This is a genomic window from Acidobacteriota bacterium (genome assembly GCA_030697165.1).
Taxonomy (GTDB): domain Bacteria; phylum Acidobacteriota; class Vicinamibacteria; order Vicinamibacterales; family UBA2999; genus 12-FULL-67-14b.
On record JAUYQQ010000002.1, the window covers coordinates 259308 to 282816 of the forward strand.

Consider the following 23509-nt stretch of genomic DNA (forward strand, 5'->3'; position numbering starts at 1 on the left):
GGGCGCGTGAAACCTGTCGTTGCGCTGCTGGCGCTCGGCCTGGCCTCGTTTTCAACGGCCGAGCAAACAACGCCGCTCGGCGCGCTGCTCACGCGCGTGGCCGCAGAGTTCCCAGGGACCGCCGGCATCTGGGTGAAGCACCTCACCACCGGCGAGGCCGCGGGCGTGCGTGACGAAGAACTGCTGAACAGCGCCAGCGTCATCAAGATCCCGGTCCTGGTGCTGGCGTTCCAGATGGCCGAGCGCGGCGAGATCAAGCTGGACGAGCGCGTCACCGTCCGCAAAGAAGACATCCGCGGCGGCTCCGGCATCTTCCGACACCACGACGCCGGCCTGCAGCCGACCTTTCGCGACGTCCTGCTGCAGATGATCATCACCAGCGACAACACCGCCACCGACCTGGCGATCGCCAGGGTGGGCGGCGTCGCGCGCGTCAACGCGTGGCTGAAGGAACAGGGGTACGGCGAGGGCTTGAAGCTGACGCAGACCACCGGCGAGCTGTTCGCGAAGTACAACGCGCTCAAGCCGACCGATGATCGTAATGGCAAGACCAATAGCGATCGATCGTACTGGCTGGGTGAAATCAGCGCCCGGGCGACCGGCCAGATGCTCGAGGCGATCGAGAAGAAGACCATCGCCTCGGCGGCCAGTTGCGACGAGATGTTGCGAATGCTGCGCGCCCAGCTGGCCGGGCAGCGCCGCCTGAATCACTATCTCTCGGTGCCCGTCGCGCACAAGACCGGCGATTTCCCGCCGGTGCTGGCCAACGATGTCGGCATCATCTACGCGCGTTCCGGACCGATCGTCGTGTCGTTTCTGGGCAACGCGATTACCGGCAACTACGGCGAGGCCGAAGACCGCATCGGCCGCTTCGCGCAACAGCTAGTGGAGTATTTCGACAAATGAGCAGGCGTCTTGTCTTTAGTGTTCTGGCTCTGTGTTCTCTGTGTCCTCTGTGGCTGACATCCGCGGCAGCGCAGGAACCGGCTCTGTGGCCTGGCGCGAAGTACGACCCGGCCATCCCGACCATCAAGCAGGTGCTGGGGCACGACCACGGCGAGGTAATCACGCCGCCGGAAGGCGTTGCCCAGTATCTGCAGGCGCTGCAGAAGGCCGCGCCCACCCGCTCGCGGCTGATCGAGTACGCGCGCAGTTGGGAAGGGCGTCCGTTGTGGCTGATGGTGATCGGCAGCGCCGATCGCATTGCGAAGCTCGAACAGGTGAAGGCCGACCTGCAGCGCTTTGCCGATCCGCGCGGCGTGGCGCCGGCCGAATCCGACCGACTGGCCCGCGAGCTTCCGGTCGTGGTGTGGCTGGTGCACGGCGTGCACGGCAACGAAATCTCTTCGTCCGACGCGGCGCTGGCCGAGGCGTATCACCTGCTGGCGTCCCAGGGCGACGCCGGCGTGGACGCGGTCACGCGCGATGCGCTGGTGCTGATCGACCCGATGCAGAATCCGGATGGCCGCGCCCGGTTCGTGGCCCAGAACCTGCTGGGACGCGCCGCCACGCCCGATGCCGCGCCATACAGTGCCGAGCATGACGAGCCGTGGCCCGGCGGGCGCAGCAACCACTACCTGTTCGACATGAACCGCGACTGGTTCGCCCAGTCGCAGCCCGAGACGCGCGGCCGCATCAAGATCGGGCTGGAGTACGTGCCGCAGGTCACCGTGGACCTGCACGAGATGGGCGGCGACAACAGCTACTACTTCGCGCCGCCGGCCGACCCGCTGAATCCGCACATTACCAAGAGCCAGATCGCGGCGTGGGAACTGCTCGGTCGCGCCAACGGCGCCCGCTTCGACGAGCGCGGCTGGGCGTACTACATCCGCGAGGTCTACGACGCGTTCTATCCGGGCTACGGCGATTCGTGGCCGACCTTCCAGGGCTCGATCGGCATGACCTACGAACAAGCGTCGGCCCGCGGCCTGGCCTTTGCCCGGAGCGACGGCGACACGCTGACTTACCGCGACGGCGTGATGCATCACTTCAACGCCGCCATCACTACCGCGATCACCGCGGCCCGCAACCGCGAGCGCCTGATGCGCGATTACCTCGAGTACCGGCGCAGCGCCGTGGCCGAGGGCGAGAAGGGGCCGGTACGCGAGTACCTGATCGTGCCGGGACACGATCCGTCGCGTGCCGAGCTGCTGGCCCGTAACCTGGCGACGCAGGGCATTGAAGTCCGCCGCGCCGAGGAACCGATCAAGCTGGCCTCGCGCACGTTGCCCGCCGGCACCTTCATCGTCTCCAACGCGCAGCCGACCGCGCGCATGGCGCGCAACCTGCTGGATCCAAAAACCGACATGCCGGCCGAGTTCGTCCGCAAGCAGGAAGAGCGCCGCAAGATGCGCCTGAACGACCAGATCTACGACATCACCGCGTGGAACCTGCCGATGCTGTTCGACGTTGAGCTGGTCACCAGCCCCACCGCGGTGGCCGTCAAGACGACGGCCATGCCCTCGCAGTACGACGCGCCCATGCCGGCGCGGACGCTGGCTGCGGCCAAGGTCGGCTACCTGATGCCGTGGGGATCGGGCGCGGCGGCGGTCGCGGCTGACGCCTTGAAACAGGGCCTCAAGATCCGGAGCGTCGGCGGCGCGTTCACGCACAACGGCCGGCGCTACCCGATTGGCACCGCCTTCTTCCGCAACATCGAGAATCCGGCTGACCTCAACGCGAAGCTCACGGCGCTGGCGCGGCGTCACAGCGTCGACCTGGTGCCGATCGATTCATCGTGGGTGGACGAAGGAACCTCGCTCGGCAGCAACGACGTGCAGGCGCTGAAGGCGCCGAAAGTGCTGCTGGTCTGGGACACGCCCACGAGCACGCTGTCGGCCGGGTGGACGCGGTACACGCTCGAGCGGCGCTTCGGCCAGGACGTGACCGCCGTGCGGACCAGCTCGCTCGGCCGTGCCAACTTCAACGACTACGACGTCATCGTGATGCCGTCGGGCAACTTTGCCGGCACCATCAACGAGGCCGTGCTGAACCGCGTGAAGGACTGGCTGCGCAGTGGCGGCACGCTGGTCACCATGGCCGAAGCCACCAGGTGGGCGACGGGCGCCAACGTCGGCCTGCTGGAGACGACGGGGCTGCTGAAAGACGGGCGGCCCGACATCCCGCCGCCCAGTGGCGCGGGTGCCTCAGGTGCCTCGGGTGCCTCAGGTGCTGCGCCCAAGCCGGGCGAGGCGTTCGATTACGACAAGGCGATCCAGCCCGATCGTGAGCGGCCGGCGTCGCAGCCCGGTGCCATCCTGCGCGTGACGCTCGACACCAATCACTGGCTGACGGCCGGCAGCGATGCCGAGACGCAGGTGATGATCGAAGGCAACCGGGTGTTCGCGCCGCTCAAGTTGAACAGCGGCCGCAACGTCGGCATCTACGCGACCAAGGACCAGCTGATCGCCTCGGGCCTGATCTGGCCCGAAGCCCAGGACATCCTCGTGCAGAAGGCGTTCCTCATGCACCAGCCCTTCGGACAAGGCCACGTGATCGGCTTTGCCGAGGATCCGAACTATCGTGCGTTCACGGAATCCACGATGTTGTTGTTTATGAACGCGGTGTTGTTGGGGCCGGGATATTAGAATGCGTCGCATGGAAACACGGAAACACGGAAACACGGAAACTCATTTTATGACGACCGGAATTCGACGCCTCCGCGCAGTGGCCTTTGGAGCCCTGGCTCCGTGTTTCTGTGCTTGCGTGCTTCTGTGGATGTATCTGGCGGCCGCGCCTGCCGCGCAGACTGCGCAGTACTATCCACCCGCGGGGACCTGGGAAAAGAAGGCTCCTGCGGAGTTGGGACTGGACCCCGCCAGGCTGGCCGAGGCCGTCGCCTGGGCGCAGACCCGCGAGTCGCGGCGCGAGATGGACTTCTCGGACCAGGAGAAGATCTTCGGCACCCTGCTCGGTTCGGTCCCGACCAAGCGCGCCACGACCAACGGCCTGGTCATCTACAAGGGCTACGTGGTCGCCGAGTTCGGCGATTCGACCTGGGTCGATCCGACCTACTCGGTGGCCAAGAGCATGATGGCGACGGTCGCCGGCATCGCCATCCGCGACGGCAAGATCGCCAACCTCGACGCGCCGGTCGGCGCCACCGTCAAGGACGGCGGCTACGACTCGCCGCGCAACGCGCAGGTCACCTGGAAGATGCACCTCCAGCAGGAAACCGAATGGGAAGGCGCGATGTTCGGCAAGAACCACGACTTCGTCGGCGCCGAGGCATTCGGCGACGGCGAACGCAAGCCTCGCGAACTGAAGCGGCCCGGTACGTTCTACGAGTACAACGACGTTCGCATCAACCGCCTCGGCATGTCGTTGCTGCAGACGTTCCGCAAGCCCGTGCCCGAGGTGTTCCGCGACGAGGTGATGGACGTGATCGGCGGCTCCAACTCGTGGAAGTGGGTGCCGTACCACAACAGCTACGTCACCATCGACGGCCGGAAGATGCCGTCGGTCAGCGGCGGCACGCGCTGGGGCGGCGGCGTGTGGATCAACTCGTGGGACATGGCGCGCTTCGGCTACCTGTGGCTGCGCGGCGGCAAGTGGGGCGACCAGCAGATCCTGCCGCCGGCGTTCGTCAAGGCCGCGGTGTCGCCGAGCGCGAACGGTCCTGACTACGGCTACCTGTGGTGGCTGAACACGGCGGGCAAGAACTATCCGGGCCTGCCCGCAAACGTGTACGGCGCCCGCGGCGCCGGCAGCAACACCATCCTGATCTCTCCCGATCACGACCTGGTGGTGGTGTGGCGCTGGCACGCCGGCAACGAAGGGGAGTTCGCCAAGCGCATCATCGCCGCCATCAAATAGGGCAGCCCGGCGCGACGGACCCGGAAACTCCATTCCGTGTCCGTCTACCTCGGTATGCCAGGCGTTGCACACCTTGCTGGCGTTCGCGCGCGGGTCGCCGCTGCCAGCCCGGCAGTTGGTCTAGAATCGCCGCTTGGACCCGGGCAGCGATCCGTCCGCGACCTCTACCATCCAGCTCGTGGCCATGGCCAAGAGCGGCGACGCCGAGGCGTTGAGCCGGCTGCTCGACCGGTTTTTGCCCCGGCTGACGCGCTGGGCCTCGGGCCGGTTGCCGCGCTGGGTGCGTGACCTGTCAGATACGGACGACCTCGTGCAAGACACGCTGGTGCGAACCGTGCGCTCCCTGAATACCTTCGAAATGCGGGGTGAAGGCGCCTTCCAGGCGTACCTGCGGCAGGCGATCCTCAATCGCGTCAAAGACGAGGCGCGCGGCCGGGCGCGCCGTCCGCACCGCGATGAGCTCGATGACGACCTCCTCTTCAGCGGCGCCAGCCCGCTCGAGGCGACCATTGGGCAACAGACGATGGAGCGCTACGAGCGCGCGCTGCGGTTGCTCGAACCCGAAGCGCGGGAGGCGGTCATCGCGCGTGTCGAGATGGGGTGTTCGTACCAGGAGATCGCCGACTTGATTGGTAAGCCGTCGCCCGACGCCGCCCGCATGACGGTCAGCCGCGCCATCCTGCGCCTCGCCCAGGTCATGAAGAATGAAGCCTGACCCCTTGATCGACACCGCCGGCCGGGTCGCCGATTTTGCCGGCGTCGACTGGGACGCGGCATTCGCCGGCCTCTCGGCCGACGACCGCGCGGTGGCCGATCAGCTCGTGGCCGTGTCCCAGGTCGCCGCGGCGCACCGCCAGCTGCACGACCTGTTGCCGGGCGATCCGTCGAGCCCGGCCGACGACCGGCCGGTCGCCTCGCGCTGGGGGCATCTCGAGCTGCTCGAGCAGGTGGGCCGCGGCTCGTTCGGCATTGTCTACCGCGCCCTCGACACCCATCTTCATCGCGAGGTCGCGCTCAAGCTGTTCCCGCGGTCCTCGCAGCCGGCCACGGTGATCGAAGAGGGCCGGCGCCTGGCGCGGGTGCGGCACCCGAACGTCGTCACGGTGTTTGGCGCCGACGTGCACGAGGGCCTGCCGGGCATTTGGATGGAGTTCGTCCGCGGCAAGCGGCTGGACCTGCTGGTCAAGGAGCAGGGGCGCTTCGGCGCGCACGAGGCCGCCTTGATCGGCCGCGATTTGTGCCGCGCGCTGGCGGCCATTCACGCCGCCGGCCTGGTGCATCGGGATGTCAAGGCGCAGAACGTGATGCGCGAGGCGGGCGGCCGCATTGTCTTGATGGACCTCGGCGCCAGCTCGGTGTTGTTGCCGGGTGATGCCGTCGCCGATCAGACCGGCACGCCGCTCTACATGGCGCCCGAGGTGCTGGCCGGCACGCCAGCGACACCGGAGAGTGACGTCTACAGCCTTGGCGTCACCCTGTTTTATCTGGCGACCGGGCAGTTTCCGATCGCCGCCGCCTCGTTGGCGGCGCTGCGCCAGGCGCACCTCGATCGGAGCGGCCGGAACCTGCTCGATGTGCGAGCGGACCTGGCCCCGGAGTTCGTTCGCGCCGTCTCTCGCGCCGTCGAGCATGACCCGGCGCGGCGCACGCGAACGGCCGGCGAGTTCGAGGCTGACCTGTCGGACGTCCTCTCGACCAGCGTGGCGACCGCCGCCGACCCGGTGACGACCGGCCGGGGCTGGCGCGGCCTGGTGCTCTGGCTGGCCGCCGCGCTTGCCGTCGTGCTGAGCGGGGCGGCGATCACCCGGTTCACCTCGGTCGAACCAAGCGACACCTCCATCGCCGTCCTGCCAATCCTCAACCGGACCGGAAACCCGGACCTCGACTACCTGACCACCGGGATGACCGAACTGCTGATTTCCAACCTCGCCAGGATTCGCTCGTTGCGGGTGCCGTCCTACGACGCCGTCCGCAATCTGTCGCCAACGGCGGAGACCGACGGCCAGGCGTCCCGCCTCGGGGTCCGTCTCCTGCTGGCGGGATCGCTTGACCAGGTCAATGACGCGTTCCGGTTGAACGTGCGCCTGTCAGAGCCGGCCACCGGAAAGACCATCTGGGGCGACGAAATCATTCGCGATCGCGCCGGCATCATCAGTGCCCAAACCGAAATTTCCAGGCTGGTGGCCACGCGCCTGATGCTGGATCTGTCGCCCGGCGAACGGCGCGCCCTGGCGGAACGTGTGCTCAATCCCGAGGCCCAGGACGCCTACGTCCGCGGCCTGGTGGAGACCACCATTGCGTTTGACGATCGCCGGGCCGCATTGGCAGCTTCCCTGTTCAAGCGGGCGATCGAACTGGAGCCCACCTTTGCCGAGGCCTGGGCGGAACTGGCGTTGATCGAGCATCGACTCGCCGACCTGTCGGCGTTGCCGGAGCGGGCGCCCCGAATCGAGCACGCCCGGGAACTGGCCCGTCGGTCGCTCTCGCTTGACCCCGAACTGCCGGTCGGGTTGACCGCGTTGGCCACGGTCCAGTTCTACTTCGATTGGGACTTGCCGTTGGCGGAGGAAACCTATCGGCAGGCGATTGCGTCCAGTCCGAGTTACGCACTGGCGCGCCAGCGGCTCGCGATGCTGCTGGCGGCGCAAGGACGATTCGCCGAGTCCATCGCCATGGGCCTGGAGGCGAGGGAGCGCGAGCCCCTGATCGCCAATCGCACGACCTCCGTGGCCACCCTGTATTACTATGCGCGCGATTTCGCGCAGGCGGAATCTGAGATGCGACGGGCCCTGTCCCTCTCGCCCGGCTACGGGGTCGCCCATTTTGGGTTGGGACGGATCTACAGCGCCCGCGGCTTGTTTGATGCGGCGATTGCCGAAATCCAGCAGGCGCTCGCGCAAAGCCGGAACGTCGGGTGGCTGTCCGAACTGGCGCGGGTCTACCTGTCGGCCGGACGCCAGGACGACGCCGGCGCCGTGATGCAGGAACTGGAAACCAGGCGGCGCGCGGGCGAGACCCCCGGGCCCGACAGCCTGGCGTACCTGGCCGTTGCCGAGGGGCGTTTCGACGACGCCCTGGCGATCCTCGAAGAGGCGGTGGCCCAGCGTTCGACGAATGCGTTGTGGCTTGGAGTGGACCCTCGAGTCGATCCGTTGAGGACCGATCCGAGATTCGGTGAACTGTTGCGCCGGGCAGGACTCGGCGCACAACCCTAGGGAGCAGGCATGGCAGAGAAGCCCGTTGAGATTGTCAGTGTTGACAACAAGGAACTGCAGGACGAAATTCAGCTCCGCATCGATCGCCTCGAGCTCCTCCGGATGAAGCTGGAGTCCGGAAATCTCTCGCTCACGGTGAAGCCGGCCGATGGGCATCCGGCGAACACGGAACATAACGAGGCCAACACATTGGCGAAGGTGGAGGCCGCGATCGCCAGGCTGACAGAGGCTCGTGAGGCCGTTAGAGCCACTTGTGGCTGGCAGGGCTTGTTCTGCCTGTTCGAAGTGGAGTGACCGACTTGGAGCGCAATGGCGTGGACGAACGCTTTCGGCGTTCGTCCACGTTGACGCTGCACTGGGAGGGGGCAGGGCTTCAGGCGACCAATTGGATGACTCACAGTGTGACGCCTCTGCCGACGCTCTGCGTGCCGATGCTGGAAGCGTTGACGGATTGGCGATCGGCGCCAGAGGTGCTCGCCGGCTGCCCGGAACTGGGCTCCCTCGAATCGACCACGCAACTGCTGACGCTGCTCGCCGATGCCTCGATCCTCGATCGCACCACCGATCCGATCCGGGATCTCAGCGTCTGGGCGCCCTGGAGTCCGGAGGCCGTGGCGTTCCACTTCGCGACCAAGGATGGCTCGTATCCAGACGACCTGATCGCGTACGAGCAGGTGCTGCGGGCCAAGGCGGTGGTCGAGCCACCACCACCCGCGTGCAAGAAGATCGCCGGGAGTCGAACTCGCCTGGCATCAAAGGACCTGGCCACGCCGGTCACGAAGACCCTGCATGAACGCCGGACGTGGCGCAACTTCGGCGCCGGCAGCCTTCAGCGCGAGGCGCTCGAAGCACTGTTGTTCCATACGTGGGGCGTGCAGGCGTGGGGCAACGTGCCGGGGCAAAGCCGCGTGCCGCTGAAGACCTCGCCTTCGGGCGGTGCGCGGCACTCCATCGAGGCGTACGTCGCGGTTCTGGACGTCAACGGGCTCGAGCCTGGCTGGTATCACTACGATGCGGAAGCGCATGAACTGGTGGGTGTGCGCAGCGGATGTCAGCCCGCCGAACTGGTGCATTGCCTGGCCGGTCAGAACTACTTTCGTGGGGCGGCTGCGGCGATCGTCATGTGCCCGGTGTTTGCCCGCGCCATGTGGCGTTACCCGTTCAGCCGCGTGTATCGGGCCGTGTTGATCGAGGCCGGCCATCTTGGGCAGTCCTTTTGTCTGCTGGCGACAGAGATGGGCCTGGCGCCCTTTTGCACCATGGCGTTTCGCGAGGCGGAGATCGAATCCATACTGGGCCTCGATGGCGTGACCGAATGTCCCATCTATGTTGTTGGCGTTGGCATCCAGGCCGCCGACCGGCGCCGGCACCCGGGCGGAATGTCGGAGTGAGGTGAGATGGCCATTCGCGTTGAGCTGATCCTGTTCTCAGGCATTCGCAATCCGGCGTGGATGCTGAATACCGATGACCTGCCGTTATTCAAGACGGCGCTGGGGCAGCTACAGGGCGGGGCCTTCGACCTCAACGTGTCGGTCGAGTTCGCGCCGCCCGCGTCGGGCTATCGTGGATTCGATGTACGCGGCAGTGGCGAGGATAGTGAGATCTCGCTTCACGTCTGGAGCGCCCGCGCCTTGTCGGGAACAAGCCTGTTCTGGGACACTGCGGGATTACTTGAATCCTGGCTGTACGGCACCGCGCCGCTCGCCATCAAGATGTCGCTCGGCCTGACATTCGCCCAATTGTCGAGTACCCCAGCGGCGACCCACACCATCGCCGGCATCGCAAGCGGCCCGGCGGAAATCGTCTGCCCTGACGCTCCCACGTACCCTGTTTCGCCGAGTTTCTGGGATACCCACAGAAAGAGCAACAACTGCTACAACTACGCGAACGACGTCGTGTTTGGGCAGTCCATGACGGGTGCCATGCCTGGGGGGTTGACGACGTGGGCGGACGCGGCTGAAATGCGCCGCGCCGCCGAATACGACAACCTGGTCTGGGACGGCATGCGCCCGCCAACGGTGTGCACGGGTGACGCAAACACCCATCTGCTCGCGATCTGCCTGCGATCAAAAATGGGCATTTACCAGGACTTTCACTGTCTCCGGCTCGATGATTCCGGGGTGTGGTCCCAGAAGGATGGCCCCGATCCGGTCGATCAAGTCGATGGCAGTAGACTCGTCATCCGCAACATCCGCAGCGCCGTATTCAACCAACCGATGACGCTGGTGGGATTCTTCTGGTCCCCGCCCGCCCGCAGCCTCAGGCCATAGCGGCCGCCTGCGCCGGTGCGTTACCTGGGTCGTGACGGTATTCGCGGGTGCCTAGGCGTGGCCGAAGTGGGCATGCCGGCGCCCGGCGCCGGTGCGCATCCTGGCCGGTGGCGCACGGCGTCGTCGCGAAGAGCCGCGAGTCGAGGCCATCGGCCACCACCTCGCGCGCCTCGCCACGCGAGACACCGGCGCGCTCGAGCTCGCCGCGCAGCTGGCTGAGAATGCGCTCGTAGGTCCGATACAGGCGCTTTTGATCCTGTCCCACCGTGAATGCGATCTGGCTGACCGGCTGGCCGGTGGCGTAGCGCAACATCAGCAGCCGGCGGTCGTCGGCGCTCAACTGGCGCAGCGTGTCGAGCAGCGCGCGCGACACCGTCGCCGAGCGCGCCTTCCTGGCGTTGGCCAGTGCCTGCTCCTCCGGATTAGGTTCCTTCGATGCCGTCTCCAGCACGAGCTCGAGCGGTTCTTCGCGAACGCGCCGGCCGCTGGCCGGGTGTCCACCGGCGCGCAGCCGGGCGACCAGCGCCGCCACGCCGGCGTGGCCGCGCGTGGCCACCGCGTGAACCGGATAGCCATCGCGGAGGATTCGTCGCTCGGCCTCGACCACTTCCGCACCGGCGCGCCGCGCGTCGGTGGACGCGCGCCACCGCCCCCAACGGCTATTGCGGTAGTCCAACAGGATCCGCTTGATCACGATTCGGATGAAGATCGGAAACGTGCAGTCGCCGCGGAATGCCGCCACCTTGCGGCTGTCGGCTTCGAGCAGCTTCATCCAGGCATACGACTCGAAATCGCCGCGATCCTGGACCGGCAGGCGCGCGCTCCAGGCGACGGCGCGAACGGTGGCTTGAATCAGTTCGAATTGGGACTCAACCAGGCTGCGGCCTGGTACGGCTGGGCAAGTGACCGACGGTTGGGGGGCCATCTGAACTCTCCTCACCCCCCAAAACGCCGAACCGCGACGAACCGAACAGTTGGTGCTTGCCTGAGGCTACCAACCCGCGCCGCGCGAGTTGACCCGCGCTGCGCGCATCGCATCGACCACGGTGAATCCCAGCCTGCGGGCCTTCCGGTACGTCCTGAAAAACGACAGCAGTCGTCGGATCATCTAAAGTTGCGGCCAGTATAAGACTTCAATGAACGAACACGCGGACCCATCTGCACACTCTGACATATCGGCCAGACCGCCTCCCACCATCAATGGACGCACCGGTCCCGCGGTTTCCGCGATACCCTACTGCCGCCATGCGTGTCCTGCCACAGACGCCGCTCGATTGGGTGCTGCTCGCGGTTGCCGCCGCCACCGGTGTGATCATTGCGGTGGCGTTGCAGGATTTCTTTCTCGACTCGCGAGTCAATAGCCCCAGAATTCGCGCCTTGCAGGACGTCGGCGTCGGCTTGGCCGTGATCCACGTCGGCGGCATTCTTCTGCTCGGATCGGTGAGCCCGCGGTGGGCCGCGGCCGGTATTGCCATGTATATGGGCGCGACGCTGTTGTTCCTGGCCGCCCTCGAATCGGCGCGCCGCGTGAAGTTGCCGCGCACTCTGGTCGACGAGCCCATGCCAAGGGCGCTCATCACCACGGGTCCCTTCGCCGTCGTGCGGCACCCGTTCTATATCGCGTACTCGCTGGCGTGGCTGGCCGCGCCGGTCGCGACCCACGGCCCGGTCATCACGATTTCGGGCCTGCTGGCGGTGGGCCTGTATGTGTTCGCGGCGCGGCGCGAGGAACGCCGGCTCGAAGCGCACTTTGGCGACGCCTATCGAGTCTACCGCGCGAAGGCAGGCGGGGTGCTGCCGTCGATTCCAGGCCTGGTCCGTTTCTTCCGCTGAACCGCCGATTGCACACAATATTCGTGCTGGCGTGGGGGTACGCGCCAATCCGGCATTAAGCTTGCTGAGCGCCCCGTGTCAGCACAATTTCCCGATACCCTGCTCGAGTGGGCCCTGGCCGTCGTCGGCGGCTCCACCCTGATCGTGTTTGCCGTCGCGCTGCAGAATTTCTTTGTGCAACCGCCGACGCTCTCGCGGCCCCAGCGCTTGTTCCAGGACCTGAGCGTGTTGGTTGGCCTCACCCATGGCTTCGCCCTGCTCGTGCTGAACACCGCCACCGACCTGTGGGCGGGCGTGGGCATCGGCATGTATTCCGTGTCGCTGGCGCTGTTCCTGAGCGCGATCGAGGCGGCGCGGCGCACGCCGATGACGCGCACGTTCGTCTACGAGCCCAAGTGCGACATTATTCTCCAGACCGGTCCGTACCGGGTGATTCGCCACCCCATCTACCTCTCGTACGCGCTGGCCTGGTTAGCGGCGCCCGTGGCGATGCACAGCGTGGCGCTTGGGGTGACCGCCGTGATCATGATCGGGTGCTATGTCGCGTCGGCGCGAGAGGAAGAGCGCCGGCTCGCGACCGGGAAGCGCGCCGCCGAGTACGAGCAGTACCGCGCCCGCACCTGGCGGATGATTCCCTTCCTGTTTTAGTTCGTCCCAGCCTTTTTCGCGCTCCTGTTGACATTCGACAAGAGCCGGGCGCATTCTTCTATCGAATGCCGACAAGACTCGACCTGCTCCAGGGCACGCTCGACCTTCTCATCCTGAAGACGCTGGCGCTTGGGCCCCAACACGGATGGGGGATCTCGCAGCGCATCCAGCAGATTTCCGACAACGTGTTGCGCGTCAACCAGGGCTCGCTCTATCCGGCACTGCAGCGCCTCGAGACCGCCGGCTGGATCGACTCCGAGTGGAGCACGTCCGAGAATAACCGCCAGGCCAAGTTCTACCAGCTCACCCGCACCGGCGCCCGGCAGCTCAGGGACGAGACCGAGCAGTGGGAGCGAATGACCGGCGCGGTGGCGAAGATCCTCGCCAGCGAGGCATAGGAAACGTATGTGGAAACGCCTGCCGGCCCTGTGGCGCGGCCAACAACTCGATCGCGGCCTGAACGCCGAGATGCGGTTCCACATCGAGATGGAAACCGAGAAGAACATCTCGCTCGGCTTCAGCCCGGACGAGGCGCGCACGCGCGCGTTCAGGAGTTTTGGACCCATGGAAAAGCACAAGGAAGAAACCCGCGACGCCCGCGGCGTGAGCTGGCTCGAGACGCTGGTCGCCGACCTGCGTTACGGGGCCCGCGCGCTGGTCAAGCGCCCCGGTTATGCCGCCCTGGCGGTCATCACCCTCGGCCTCGGCATTGGCGCCAACACCGCCATCTTCAGCGTGATTAACGGCGTGCTGCTCAAGCCGTTGCCGTACGAGAACGGCGATCGGCTGGTGGTGCTGCAGCAGTCGCGGCCGCTCTCGGGCCAGCCCACGGTCGGCGTGGCCATCGCCGAGTACTACGACTACCGCGAACGCGCCACCAACGTGTTCGACGGTCTGGTCGAGTACCACCAGATGAACTTCGACCTGATCAATCGCGGCGAACCCGATCGCGTTGACACCGGCGTCGTCTCGGCCAACTTCTTCGACCTGCTGGGGATCAAGCCGATCATCGGCCGCACCTTCGCTGCCACCGACGATGTCGAGGGCGCCGAGGCCGTGCTGGTGCTGAGCCACACCTACTGGCGCACCAAGTTCGGCGGCGACCCCAACATCGTCGGCCAGGTGTTCGAGATGAACGATCGGCCGCACCGCGTAATTGGCGTGCTGCCCAACGTGCCGCACTACCCGCAGGAGAACGACGTCTACATGCCGGTGCTGGCGTGCCCGTTTCGAGCCAATGGCGAACGGCAGATGGCGCAGAACCGCCGCGCCTTCGCCGCGCTGAACGTGTTCGGCCGTCTCAAGCCGGGGCTCGATCCCGGGGCGGCGGCCAGCGCGGTCGGCGCGATCTGCCACACCTTCACGCAGGACCACCGGCAGGTCTACCGGCCCGAGACGTCCGGCTTCCGCGCCACCACCGTGCCGGTGCGCGACGCGCTCACCAGCGGCGCCCGCGAGTTGCTGCTGATCCTGCTCGGCATCACCGGGCTGGTGCTGCTGATCGCGTGCGCCAACGTCGCCAACCTCACGCTGGCGCGCATGCTCGGCCGCGACCGCGAACTGGCCATGCGCGCGGCCCTTGGCGCCGGACGCGGGCGGCTGGTGCGCCAGCTGCTCACCGAAAGCATGCTGCTCGGCGTCTGTGGCGGCCTTGTCGGGGTCGGCTTCGCGTGGGTGACGATCGGGATGTTGACCACGTTCGTCGGCCGGTTCACGTCGCGGACCGGGGAGGTCACGCTCGATCCGGTGGTGCTGGTGTTTACGCTGGGCGTGTCGGTGCTGACGGGATTGCTGTTTGGCACGCTGCCGGCGGTCGGTAGTCGTGTCGACCTGGTGGCGGCGTTGAAGCAGGGCGGTGGCCAGGCCGGCGACGCCGGCGGCCGTCGCCGCATCCAGGGCGCGCTGATCGTGGCGCAGGTGGCGGTGTCGGTGATGTTGCTCGTGGGCGCCGGCCTGCTGCTGGCCAGCTTCTATCGGCTGCAGCGGGTCGAGACCGGCTACCGGTCGGACGGCGTGCTGTCGGCACAGATCTACGGCAACTTCTCGCGGTATCCGAACGTGAACGAACTGCGCAAGCTCTACCTGCCGGTGCTCGAGCGGCTGCAGGCCGCCCCCGGGGTCAGCAGCGCGGCGATCACCAATGCGGTGCCGCTCGGCGGTGGCGCGCCCGGCACCATCCGTTTCGACATCGAAGGCCGCGTCAGCGACGACCCTGAGCGGCGTCCGACCATGGATGTGCGCGTCGCCAGCGACCAGTATTTCAACACCATTGGCATTCCCCTCGTCAGCGGCCGCGCGTTCAACCCACTCGACACCGACCAATCACTGAGCGTCGTCGTCATCAACCGCGCGATGGCGCGGTACTGGGAAGGCGCCGACCCGGTTGGCAGCCGCATCTCGGTTGATCGCGGTCAGAACTGGTTCACCGTCGTCGGCGTCGTCGGTGACGTGAAGCAGTTCGGCCTGGCCCAGGAAACCGTGGCGCAGGTCTATCAGCCGCTGGCGCAGACGCGCCAGGGTTTCGCGGGCCAGGTGCTGGTACGCACCGCCGGCAATCCGGCGGCCTTTGGCAATACGCTGCGCAGCGTCATCCACTCGGTCGATCCGAACCAGCCGGTCGAAGAGGTGCAGACGCTGGACGATCTGCGTTCCGAGGCGCTGGCCGCCCCGCGCCTCACGGCGACGCTGCTCGCGGTGTTTGCGGCGCTGGCGCTGCTCGTGACGCTCGCCGGCATCGGCGGCGTGATTGCCACGTCGGTGACCGAGCGCACCAAGGAGTTCGGCCTGCGCATGGCGCTTGGGGCGCGGCGGGAGAGCGTGCTGATCATGGTGCTGCGCCAGGGCTTGACGCTGGTCGTGATTGGCCTGGTGATTGGCATTGCCGGTGCGCTGGCCGGCGGCCGGGTGCTGTCGTCATACCTCTACCAGACCGCCCCGCGCGACCCGCTGATCTTTGCGGCCGTGGCCGTCGTGTTCGTGCTGGCGGGCGGGCTGGCGTGCCTGATCCCGGCGCGCAAGGCGACCACGGTCGACCCGTTAATCGCCCTGCGCGCGGAATAGGGCCACAGGGGACACAGAGGACACCGAGATTCGTTTCTAATACCGCGGTCCGGTATTTAGAAAAACATCCTCTGTGTCTGTGTCCTCTGTGGCCAACTACTTGGCGTCTAGCTGCTCGATGGTGGCCGTCGAAGGCGGCCGGGTTTTCTGCAGCCGCGCCGCGACGGCCTCGGCACCCTTCATCACCCGCAGCACGTTCAGGCCGAGCAGCTTCTTGAGGTCGTCGTCCGAGTAGCCGCGCCTGAGCAGCTCCGCGGTGAGATCCGGGTACTTCGAGACGTCCTCGAGGCCGAGGATGACCGAGCTGATGCCGTCGAAGTCGCCGCCGATGCCCACGTGATCCATACCGGCGACCTTGCGAATGTGATCGATGTGGTCGGCCACCTGCGCGAGCGTGGCCCGCGGTGCGGGGCCCTCGGCCCTTTTTGCGTCGTGATCGGCCACCGCCTGCGAGATGAACTGGGGCACGAATGTCACCATCACCACGCCCCCGTTCTTGGCGGTCAGCTGCAGCACGTTGTCGGGCACGTTGCGCGGCACGTTGCACAGCGCCTTGGCCGACGAGTGCGAGAAGATCACCGGCGCCTCGCTCACCCGCAGGGCATCTTCCATGGTCCCGGGCGACACGTGGCTCAGGTCCACCAGCATCCCCATCCGGTTCATCTCGCGGATCACCTCCTCGCCGAACTTCGACAGGCCGCCGAGCACCGGCGTGTCGGTGCTGGCGTCGGCCCAGGGCAGGTTGGCGGAGTGGGTGATGGTCATGTATCGGGCGCCGAGCGCGTAGAACATGCGCAGCGTCGCCAGCGAGTTGTCGATCGAGTGCCCGCCTTCCATGCCGATCAGCGAGCCGATGCGGCCGGCCTTGAACGAGCGCTCGATGTCGGCCGCGGTATACGCCATCTCGAAGGTCTCGGGCCAGCGCTTCGTCATGCGGTGCACGATGTCGATCTGCTCGAGCGTGGCCCGCACCGCTTCCTTGCCCTGCATGCTCGACGGCACGTACACCGACCAGAATTGCCCGCCGACCCCGCCTTCTCGCAGGCGCGGGATATCGGTATGCAACGACGGCACCGGCTTGGAGATCTCGGCCTTGCTGAAGTCGCGCCCGGGATCGAGTCCGCGCAGCGCCCAGGGGTAATCGTTGTGGCCGTCGATGAGCGGCACCTGCTTGTGCAAGGCCCTGGCCCGTGCCAGGAGATCTCCCTGGGCCGAGGTGTGGCTGGTGGCCATGACGACGACCGCGAGCAGAGCGACGAAGGGCGAGTATCTGGGCATAGACGCCATCCTGCCACAATCCGCGCCGCCCTGATCCCTGTTCCCCGATCCCCGATCCCCGATCCCCGATCCCCGATCCCTGATCCCTGATCCCTGATCCCTGATTCAGATGCGCAGCAAGGTGTCGCGCAGGACCCGCGCCTGGATGCGGCTGACTGACAGCGTCTGTCCGTTCACCATCTGCACCTGGTAGGTCCCGCCCGGCATCGGGCTGACCTTCTGGATCTGATCCACTGCCGCCAGCGTGCCGCGGCTGAGACGCACGAACCGCCGCGGGTCGAGCCGCGCTTCGAGCGCGTGCAGGCGGTGCGAGATGGTGAAGCGCTCGTTGGTCGCGGTGGTGAGGTGGAGCAGGTCGCCCTCGGCGACCACCGACGCGATCTGCCGCACCGGCAGGATCACCGTTTCCTCGCGCCGCCGCACCGGGATGCGCTCGAGATACGTCGGGCGCACGGCCGTGTCGAGCGCCGCCGACGCGGCCGCCAGTCCCTGGGCGCGCTCGGGTTCGCTCGCGCCAGCGCGCGTCCGCGCCCGATCGAGGGTGGTCGCGAGCCGGTCGCGATCCACCGGTTTCAGCAGGTAGTCGACGGCGTTCAACTCGAACGCCTGCACCGCGAACTCGTCGTACGCCGTGACGAAGGCAATCGACGGCGTCGCCCCGGCCGTCACCAGCCGCGCCACGTCGAGCCCGCCGGCCTCCGGCATGTTGAGATCGAGCAGCGCCAGGTCGGGTTTCAGGGTCTCGATCAGGTCGATGGCATCGGTGCCATTCGCCGCCTCGCCCACCACCTCGACATCCGGGAAGGTCTTGAGCAGGTTGATCAGGAAGCGGCGGGCCGGCCGCTCATCGTCGGCCAGTACGACCCGCAACAGCTTGGGCATCTCGATCGTCCTTTTCCAGTTCGGCAGCCGTGGCGAGTGGCACCACGAGCTCGGCGACCGTGCCGCGGCCGGCCTCGGCGGCCAGTGTCAACGTCGCACTCGCGCCGTAGTGCCCCGCCAGCCGGCGCCTGACGTTATCGACGCCCACCTTCGCCCCTGGCGGGATCGTGGGCCGGCCGAGGTCGCGCAAGGCTCCTGGGTGCAGCGGCGCGCCGGTGTTGCGAACCACGATGTGCAGCCGTTCGACGCCATCGACCGCATCGAGCAGGGCCGCCACTTCGACGTCGCCGCCGGTGGTGCTCGGTGCGACGCCGTGCTTGATCGCGTTCTCCACGAGCGGCTGGACCACGAGCGCCGGAATGCGCAAGTGCCGCAAGGCCTGCGGCACGTTCACGTGCACGCGCAGGCGTTCTTCGAAGCGTTCGTGCTCGATCTTCAGGTAGTGCTCGACCAGTTCGATCTCGCGGCCCAGGGTAGTGAAGTCGCCCTCGGACCGCAACACGCCACGCAGGAGCGCCGTCAGCTGCATCAGCGTGTTCATGGCGCGTGGCGGCGCCGATTCGATCAGGTAGCCGATGGTGGTGAGCGCGTTGAACAGGAAGTGCGGATTGACCTGCGCGCGCAGCGCCTTCAGCTCGGCTTCGGCAGTCAGCTTCTGCATCTCCTCTTCGCGCAGCTGCACCTCGTAGCGCTCGTGCGTGAGCCGGATCTGGTCGATGCGCCGCGCCGCGGTGGCCACCACCGTCTCGACCAGCGCCAGGTCGTCCGACAGCAGCCGCCGGCCGCCGGTGAGCTCGCCGACGTTGACGACGTAGCGGGGCAGGTCGGTCGTCGGCACCAGCGCCTGCGTGGTCCGTGGCAGACCGCCGCCGGCCGCGGCGCCGTCCTCCCCCCACCACACGCGCCGCGCATCAAGCGCCGGCGCCAGCCGCTCGGCCACCATCTCGAGCACACCGTCGATGCTATTGCGCGCCTGCAGCGCCTGCCCGATGCCTGCCGCAAGCGCGGCGTAGTCGGTGCGGCCGAGCAGCGAGTGATCGACAAAGCGAACAATGAGCCGGTGCAGCCAGGGCGAGACGAGCGAGGTCGCGACCCATAGCGCCATCAACAGGCTGGCGGCCAGCGGGCCGGCCGGCAGCAGCGTCGCCAGGCTGTAGCCCGCGAAGGCGATCGCGACGAGCGCGATTAGCGTGAGCGCGCGCTTCAGGAACAAGTCGGCGAGCGCGAAGCGGTAGTCCTGGTAGAGGATGGCGAACGCCAGGGGAATGGCGGCGTGGTGGCCGACGAGCTCCACCGCCCAGCCGTCGGCCGCCGCGTGGAAGCGGCCCAGGTGCGAGGCCGACACGGCGAACAGCGCCAGCGCCAACACCCACAGCACCCGCTGGCCATTCGCCTGCGCCCGCGTGAGTACGCCGAGCGCCAGGATGATCAGGCCGTAGCAAATAGTCAGGATCAGAAAGGCGAGTGACGAAGGTTCCGGATTGCCGGTGATCACCGTCTGCAGGTGCAGCACCGAGGCAACGATGCTGCAGCCGTAGGCGATCACGGTCAGGACGACGCCGCGCGGCAGCGCGCGGGCGACCGAATGCACAACGACGGCGGCCAGCAGGCCGAGCGCCGGGAACGCGATCGCCCACAGGCCAATCGACTCGTTGAAATAGCCCAGCCGCGGCAGGGAATACGCGGCCAGTTCGCCGAGGTTCCAGATCAGGCCGAGCACGCCAGTCGCGAGCGGCAGGTACGGTGGGGGAGGGTGGTCCTGAACCTTGGCGCCAGGCGTACCGCGCAGCACCAGCGCCAGCAGCATGGCGTACAGCGCCGTGCCGGTGACGAAGCCGACCAGGTTGAGTACCTCCGCCGCGTTCGGCGCGATCACGGATCGATTCTAGCCTAGCGCGACGGGAGGAACTGGCCGGCGACCGGGTAGTGGTCAGAGCCGTAGCGGTCGTCGGCACGGCGCGCCTGGGCCTGCCAGCTCCCGGCGAGCCGGAAGAACAGGTAGTCGAGCCGTCCCATCAGATGGGTCCGGCGGCCATCTTCGGCGGCCAGGCTGGTGGACCATTCCCGCGCCAACGCGTATGCGCCTTCATCGTCGCCGTTTCTGATCGTGTTGAAGTCGCCGCCAAGCACCACACCCGCCGATGGGGCGGCGCCGGCCACGGCCTGGGTCGCCAGGACCGACAGGATGGCGCGCACCTGCGCGGGCCGCGGGTTGTGGAACAGCCACAACGTCCGTGGCGAACTCACCGGTTCCAGGTGCGCGCTCCACAACTGCAGACGCTCGTGGCCGCGCCGGGTGCGAACCGCCACCGTGGCTCCGGCGACGACCCGCCGCTGACGCGCGAGCGGGAGCTCCAACGCCTGCGGTGCGCTCAGCGGTTCGGTGGAGACGACCGCGCTTCCGCGATCTTCGGGCATCTCGGGCCCGTTCCGCATCGACGGGACGTACCAGACCGCCAGCCCCAGGGACACGGCCTCGGCGATCGCGTCCGGTCCATGCGGATCGCGGGGCACGATCCCAAACGCCGCCCGCCCGTCCTCGGGAAAGGGCGGCACGTCCGCTCCCCGGCGATACGCCTCCTGGATCAGCAGCACGAAGTGATCGACGGGGGCGCCGCCGGTCAGCGCGCCGGAACGCAACGCGCGCACCAGCTCCGGCAGCCGGCCTTCGACCAGGTGGGCGTTCCAGGTCACCACCACGAGATCTTCGAGGGCCGGGGGGGCGTCCGATTTGGGTGAGCCGGGCTGCGGCACGAGGATGGGCGGTCCTACTGCGCGGCACCAGCGGTCCAGTTGGAAGGCATCACCTGTGGGGCCTGGATGCCACGCCACCGCCTGGCCGTCGACCTGTGCCAGCCGTGCCACGCACGGTGAAGCGGAGCGCTCAGAAACGGCAGCGGTTCGGCAACCGGACGAGACGGCGAGACAGGCGCACGCGAGAGCCAGCGAGAAGACGCGCATTCGGTACAATGGCGTCTGCATGTCGCGTACCACTGATGCCACCCGCCTCACCGGGCTCGCCAGCCGTTTCGCCGCGTTTGTCGCCGAACGCCATCCCTTCGCCCTGAAGTTCGCCCTCGAGGCGTTCGACGCCTCGGGCATCGGCGACATCAAGAGTCGCGACGCCGTGAAGCTCGACGCGGCTCGGCCCCCGTTTCGGCGCGCGCTGACGAAGTCGCTGTACGACCAGATCGCGGCACCGGAGGGCATTGCCGAGACCACCCCGGGCACCTCGGCCATCAAGCGGCTCGAGCAGGCGCGGGCTGAAGTGGTGGACGCGTGCGACGGGTTCTTGCGGCGGGCCGCGATCGAGGCGTCGCTGACCAAGGCCGAGCGCAAGGAAATTCTCAAGGGGATGTGCCTCACGCGTAGCGTCGACAATCGCCTGAAGCAGTTCTTCATGGGCGGCGAGGTGCGCTGGGGCGACATGGCGTTCCAGGGCAAGGGCTTCCGCTCGCTGGGACAAGAGGCGATTTATGCCGGCGCCATTCGCCTGCACCGCGGCGCGAGCTACCGCAAGGCCGACGGCACCTGGGGCGGCGACGTGCTGGCGCCGGTGATTCGCGATCTCGGCATGACGCTGGCGATGCGTCACGACGAAGAGGCCGTGGCCATGGTGTTGCGTGCCCAGATGGGCAAGTCGGGACCGCCCATGGACGGCAAGGACCTGCACACCGGCGACTTCGAGTGGGGCGTGCTGCCGGCCGCGGCGCCGCTCGCCGTGGGCTCGCTGACCATGGCCGGCATGGCCATGGCCTTCGCGCTCGAGAAGAGTAATCGCATCGCGCTGTCGTTCATTGGCGAAGGCGGCTCGTCGCTGGGCGAATGGCACGAGGCCATCAACGCGTGCGCGGCGGCCAAGCTGCCGGCCGTTTTCTGCCTGCAGAACAACCAGACGGCGCTGTCGACGCCGGTGCGCGACAACTCCGCGACCCGCGTGTTCGCCGACAAGGCGGCCGGCTACGGCATTCCCGGCGTGACCATCGACGGCACCGACCCGGACGAGGTCGCCGCCGCCTTCACCTGGGCCGCCGAGCGCGCGCGCGCCGGCGAAGGCGTCACGCTGATCGAAGTGGTGGCGATGCGGATGTGCGGCCACGCGCACCATGACGACATGCTGTACCTCGGCAAGGATCAGCCGCCGTCGTGGGAATATCACCAGCTGTTCGAGACCGGCTACGCCAACCGCGAGTTGTACGAGTACTGGGCCAAGCGCGATCCCATTCCGATGTACGCGCGCCGCCTCGAGAGCGAAGGCGTGATCAAGGCCGGCGAGCTCGACGCGATCAAGGCCTGGGCCGACGAGCTGGTCGGCCGCCAGGCACAGCTCGTGATCGACGCGCCGTGGCCGCGCCCGGAAATGGCCGGCGTCGGGGTGCATTACGACGAAGCGCCGCGCGAGCGCATCGAGGTGCTGGAGCCGGCGCTCCGGCTGGCGGTGCCCACCATCGCCGCGCTGCCGGCGCTCGAGCCGGGGCTGCCATTCGACAAGAAGGGCAACACCTTTCTCGAAGCGGTGATGCTCGGCGTCGGCGATGCGCTCGCGGCCGATCCGCGCGTGTTCGTCTACGGCGAAGACGTCGGCGGGCACTACGGCAACGCGTTCCTGCTGTTGCGCCCGTTACTGAAGGACTACGGCAGCCGCATCCGCAACTCGCCGCTGGCCGAAGGCGCGGTGCTCGGCGTCTGCGTCGGCGCGGCGCTGGCCGGGCAGCGGCCGATCGGCGAGATGCAGTTCAACGACTTCGTGGCTACCGGCTTCAATCAACTGGTCAACAACGCCGCGAAGATTCGCTACCGGTGGGGCGGCAGCGTGCCCATGGTCGTGCGCATGCCGTGGGGCGGGTTGCGCCATGCCGGCCCGTACCACAGCCAGAACACCGAGCCGTGGTTCTACCGCACGCCCGGCCTCAAGATCGTCGTCCCCTCAACCCCGGAAGATGCCCGCGCCCTGATGGCGGCGGCGGTGGCGGATCCGGATCCGGTGCTGTTCTACGAGCACATCGCGCTCTACCGCGATCCGCGCGTCAAGCAGGCCTTGCCCGCCGACGCTCCCGCGCCGTGCCCGATCGGGAAGGCAGCGCTACGGAGGGCGGGCGCGGACCTGGTGATGATTTCGTACGGGGCCTACGTGCACCACTGCATGCGCGTGGCCGAGAAGCTGGCGGCGGAAGGCATTGAAGCGTCGGTGCTCGACCTGCGCAGCCTGGCGCCGCTCGATCGCGAGGCCATTCTCGCCGTGACGCGGCACTGCAACCGGGTGCTGATCGTGCACGAGGATTCGCGCACGGGAGGCATTGGCGAAAGCCTGGCGGCGATCATCCAGGAAGAGGCATTCGAAGCGCTCGATGCCCCCATCCGGATCCTCGGCGCGCTCGACACGCCCGTCCCGTATTCACCGCCGCTCGAAGAGGTGTTCCTGGTCAGCGAGCAGGAAATCCAGGCCGCCGCGAAGTTGTTGGTCAGCTATTAAGGTTGTCGGTCAGCGATAATGGAGGGCGGGGGCTT

General features: G+C 67.5%; 18 protein-coding genes. 13 read left to right on the plus strand and 5 right to left on the minus strand.

The window, feature by feature from the left end:
* Positions 1-6 precede the first annotated feature (6 nt).
* From Q8T13_02495 to Q8T13_02530, 8 genes are all read left to right on the plus strand, one after another.
* Entirely contained in the window at positions 7-906 is a 900-nt protein-coding gene (locus Q8T13_02495) for a serine hydrolase (protein ID MDP3716615.1), read from the plus strand.
* On the plus strand, positions 903-3587 hold the full coding sequence (locus Q8T13_02500; protein MDP3716616.1) for a M14 family metallopeptidase: 2685 nt from the start codon (positions 903-905) through the stop codon (positions 3585-3587). The genes Q8T13_02495 and Q8T13_02500 overlap by 4 nt, the downstream gene beginning before the upstream one ends.
* 118 nt (positions 3588-3705) lie before the next feature.
* Positions 3706-4815, plus strand: a complete 1110-nt coding sequence (locus Q8T13_02505; protein MDP3716617.1) for a serine hydrolase — start codon at positions 3706-3708, stop codon at positions 4813-4815.
* Between the two features lie 133 nt (positions 4816-4948).
* Positions 4949-5530, plus strand: a complete 582-nt coding sequence (locus tag Q8T13_02510; GenBank protein MDP3716618.1) for a sigma-70 family RNA polymerase sigma factor — start codon at positions 4949-4951, stop codon at positions 5528-5530.
* Entirely contained in the window at positions 5520-8030 is a 2511-nt protein-coding gene (locus Q8T13_02515; GenBank protein ID MDP3716619.1) for a protein kinase, read from the plus strand. The genes Q8T13_02510 and Q8T13_02515 overlap by 11 nt, the downstream gene beginning before the upstream one ends.
* A gap of 9 nt (positions 8031-8039) precedes the next feature.
* Positions 8040-8324: a hypothetical protein gene (locus Q8T13_02520; protein ID MDP3716620.1), complete on the plus strand. Its 285-nt coding sequence runs from the start codon at positions 8040-8042 to the stop codon at positions 8322-8324.
* A gap of 107 nt (positions 8325-8431) precedes the next feature.
* Entirely contained in the window at positions 8432-9421 is a 990-nt protein-coding gene (locus tag Q8T13_02525) for a SagB/ThcOx family dehydrogenase (GenBank protein ID MDP3716621.1), read from the plus strand.
* A 6-nt stretch (positions 9422-9427) separates the two neighbouring features.
* Complete coding sequence (locus Q8T13_02530; protein ID MDP3716622.1) at positions 9428-10300, plus strand: hypothetical protein; 873 nt, start codon at positions 9428-9430, stop codon at positions 10298-10300.
* On the opposite strand, the gene Q8T13_02535 is transcribed toward Q8T13_02530, so the two are convergent.
* Complete coding sequence (locus tag Q8T13_02535) at positions 10290-11225, minus strand: sigma-70 family RNA polymerase sigma factor (GenBank protein ID MDP3716623.1); 936 nt, start codon at positions 11223-11225, stop codon at positions 10290-10292. The genes Q8T13_02530 and Q8T13_02535 overlap by 11 nt on opposite strands.
* Before the next feature lie 320 nt (positions 11226-11545).
* Here Q8T13_02535 and Q8T13_02540 point away from each other — a divergent pair, with 320 nt between their 5' ends.
* The 4 genes from Q8T13_02540 (at position 11546) to Q8T13_02555 (ending at position 15841) form a co-directional block, all read left to right on the plus strand.
* Positions 11546-12133 (plus strand): isoprenylcysteine carboxylmethyltransferase family protein, encoded by a 588-nt coding sequence (locus Q8T13_02540; GenBank protein MDP3716624.1) that lies wholly within the window; start codon positions 11546-11548, stop codon positions 12131-12133.
* 75 nt (positions 12134-12208) lie between these two features.
* Entirely contained in the window at positions 12209-12781 is a 573-nt protein-coding gene (locus Q8T13_02545; GenBank protein MDP3716625.1) for an isoprenylcysteine carboxylmethyltransferase family protein, read from the plus strand.
* A gap of 65 nt (positions 12782-12846) precedes the next feature.
* Positions 12847-13179 carry a PadR family transcriptional regulator gene (locus Q8T13_02550; GenBank protein MDP3716626.1) on the plus strand — a complete coding sequence of 111 codons (333 nt, stop codon included), beginning with the start codon at positions 12847-12849 and terminating at the stop codon, positions 13177-13179.
* Between the two features lie 7 nt (positions 13180-13186).
* Positions 13187-15841 (plus strand): ABC transporter permease, encoded by a 2655-nt coding sequence (locus tag Q8T13_02555; GenBank protein ID MDP3716627.1) that lies wholly within the window; start codon positions 13187-13189, stop codon positions 15839-15841.
* 96 nt (positions 15842-15937) lie between these two features.
* Here Q8T13_02555 and Q8T13_02560 read toward each other — a convergent pair whose 3' ends face one another.
* The 4 genes from Q8T13_02560 to Q8T13_02575 all read right to left on the minus strand — a co-directional run bounded on the left by Q8T13_02560 (position 15938) and on the right by Q8T13_02575 (position 20866).
* On the minus strand, positions 15938-17074 hold the full coding sequence (locus Q8T13_02560) for a dipeptidase (GenBank protein MDP3716628.1): 1137 nt from the start codon (positions 17072-17074) through the stop codon (positions 15938-15940).
* A gap of 150 nt (positions 17075-17224) precedes the next feature.
* Positions 17225-18001: a LytTR family DNA-binding domain-containing protein gene (locus Q8T13_02565; protein MDP3716629.1), complete on the minus strand. Its 777-nt coding sequence runs from the start codon at positions 17999-18001 to the stop codon at positions 17225-17227.
* A complete protein-coding gene (locus Q8T13_02570) occupies positions 17964-19877 on the minus strand; it encodes a histidine kinase (GenBank protein MDP3716630.1) in 1914 nt (637 codons plus the stop codon). Before Q8T13_02570 ends, Q8T13_02565 begins: the two co-directional genes overlap by 38 nt.
* Positions 19878-19891: 14 nt before the next feature.
* A complete protein-coding gene (locus Q8T13_02575) occupies positions 19892-20866 on the minus strand; it encodes an endonuclease/exonuclease/phosphatase family protein (GenBank protein ID MDP3716631.1) in 975 nt (324 codons plus the stop codon).
* A gap of 115 nt (positions 20867-20981) precedes the next feature.
* On the opposite strand from Q8T13_02575, the gene Q8T13_02580 reads away from it, so the two are divergent.
* Positions 20982-23474 carry a thiamine pyrophosphate-dependent enzyme gene (locus Q8T13_02580; GenBank protein MDP3716632.1) on the plus strand — a complete coding sequence of 831 codons (2493 nt, stop codon included), beginning with the start codon at positions 20982-20984 and terminating at the stop codon, positions 23472-23474.
* The last annotated feature ends 35 nt before the right edge of the window (positions 23475-23509 follow it).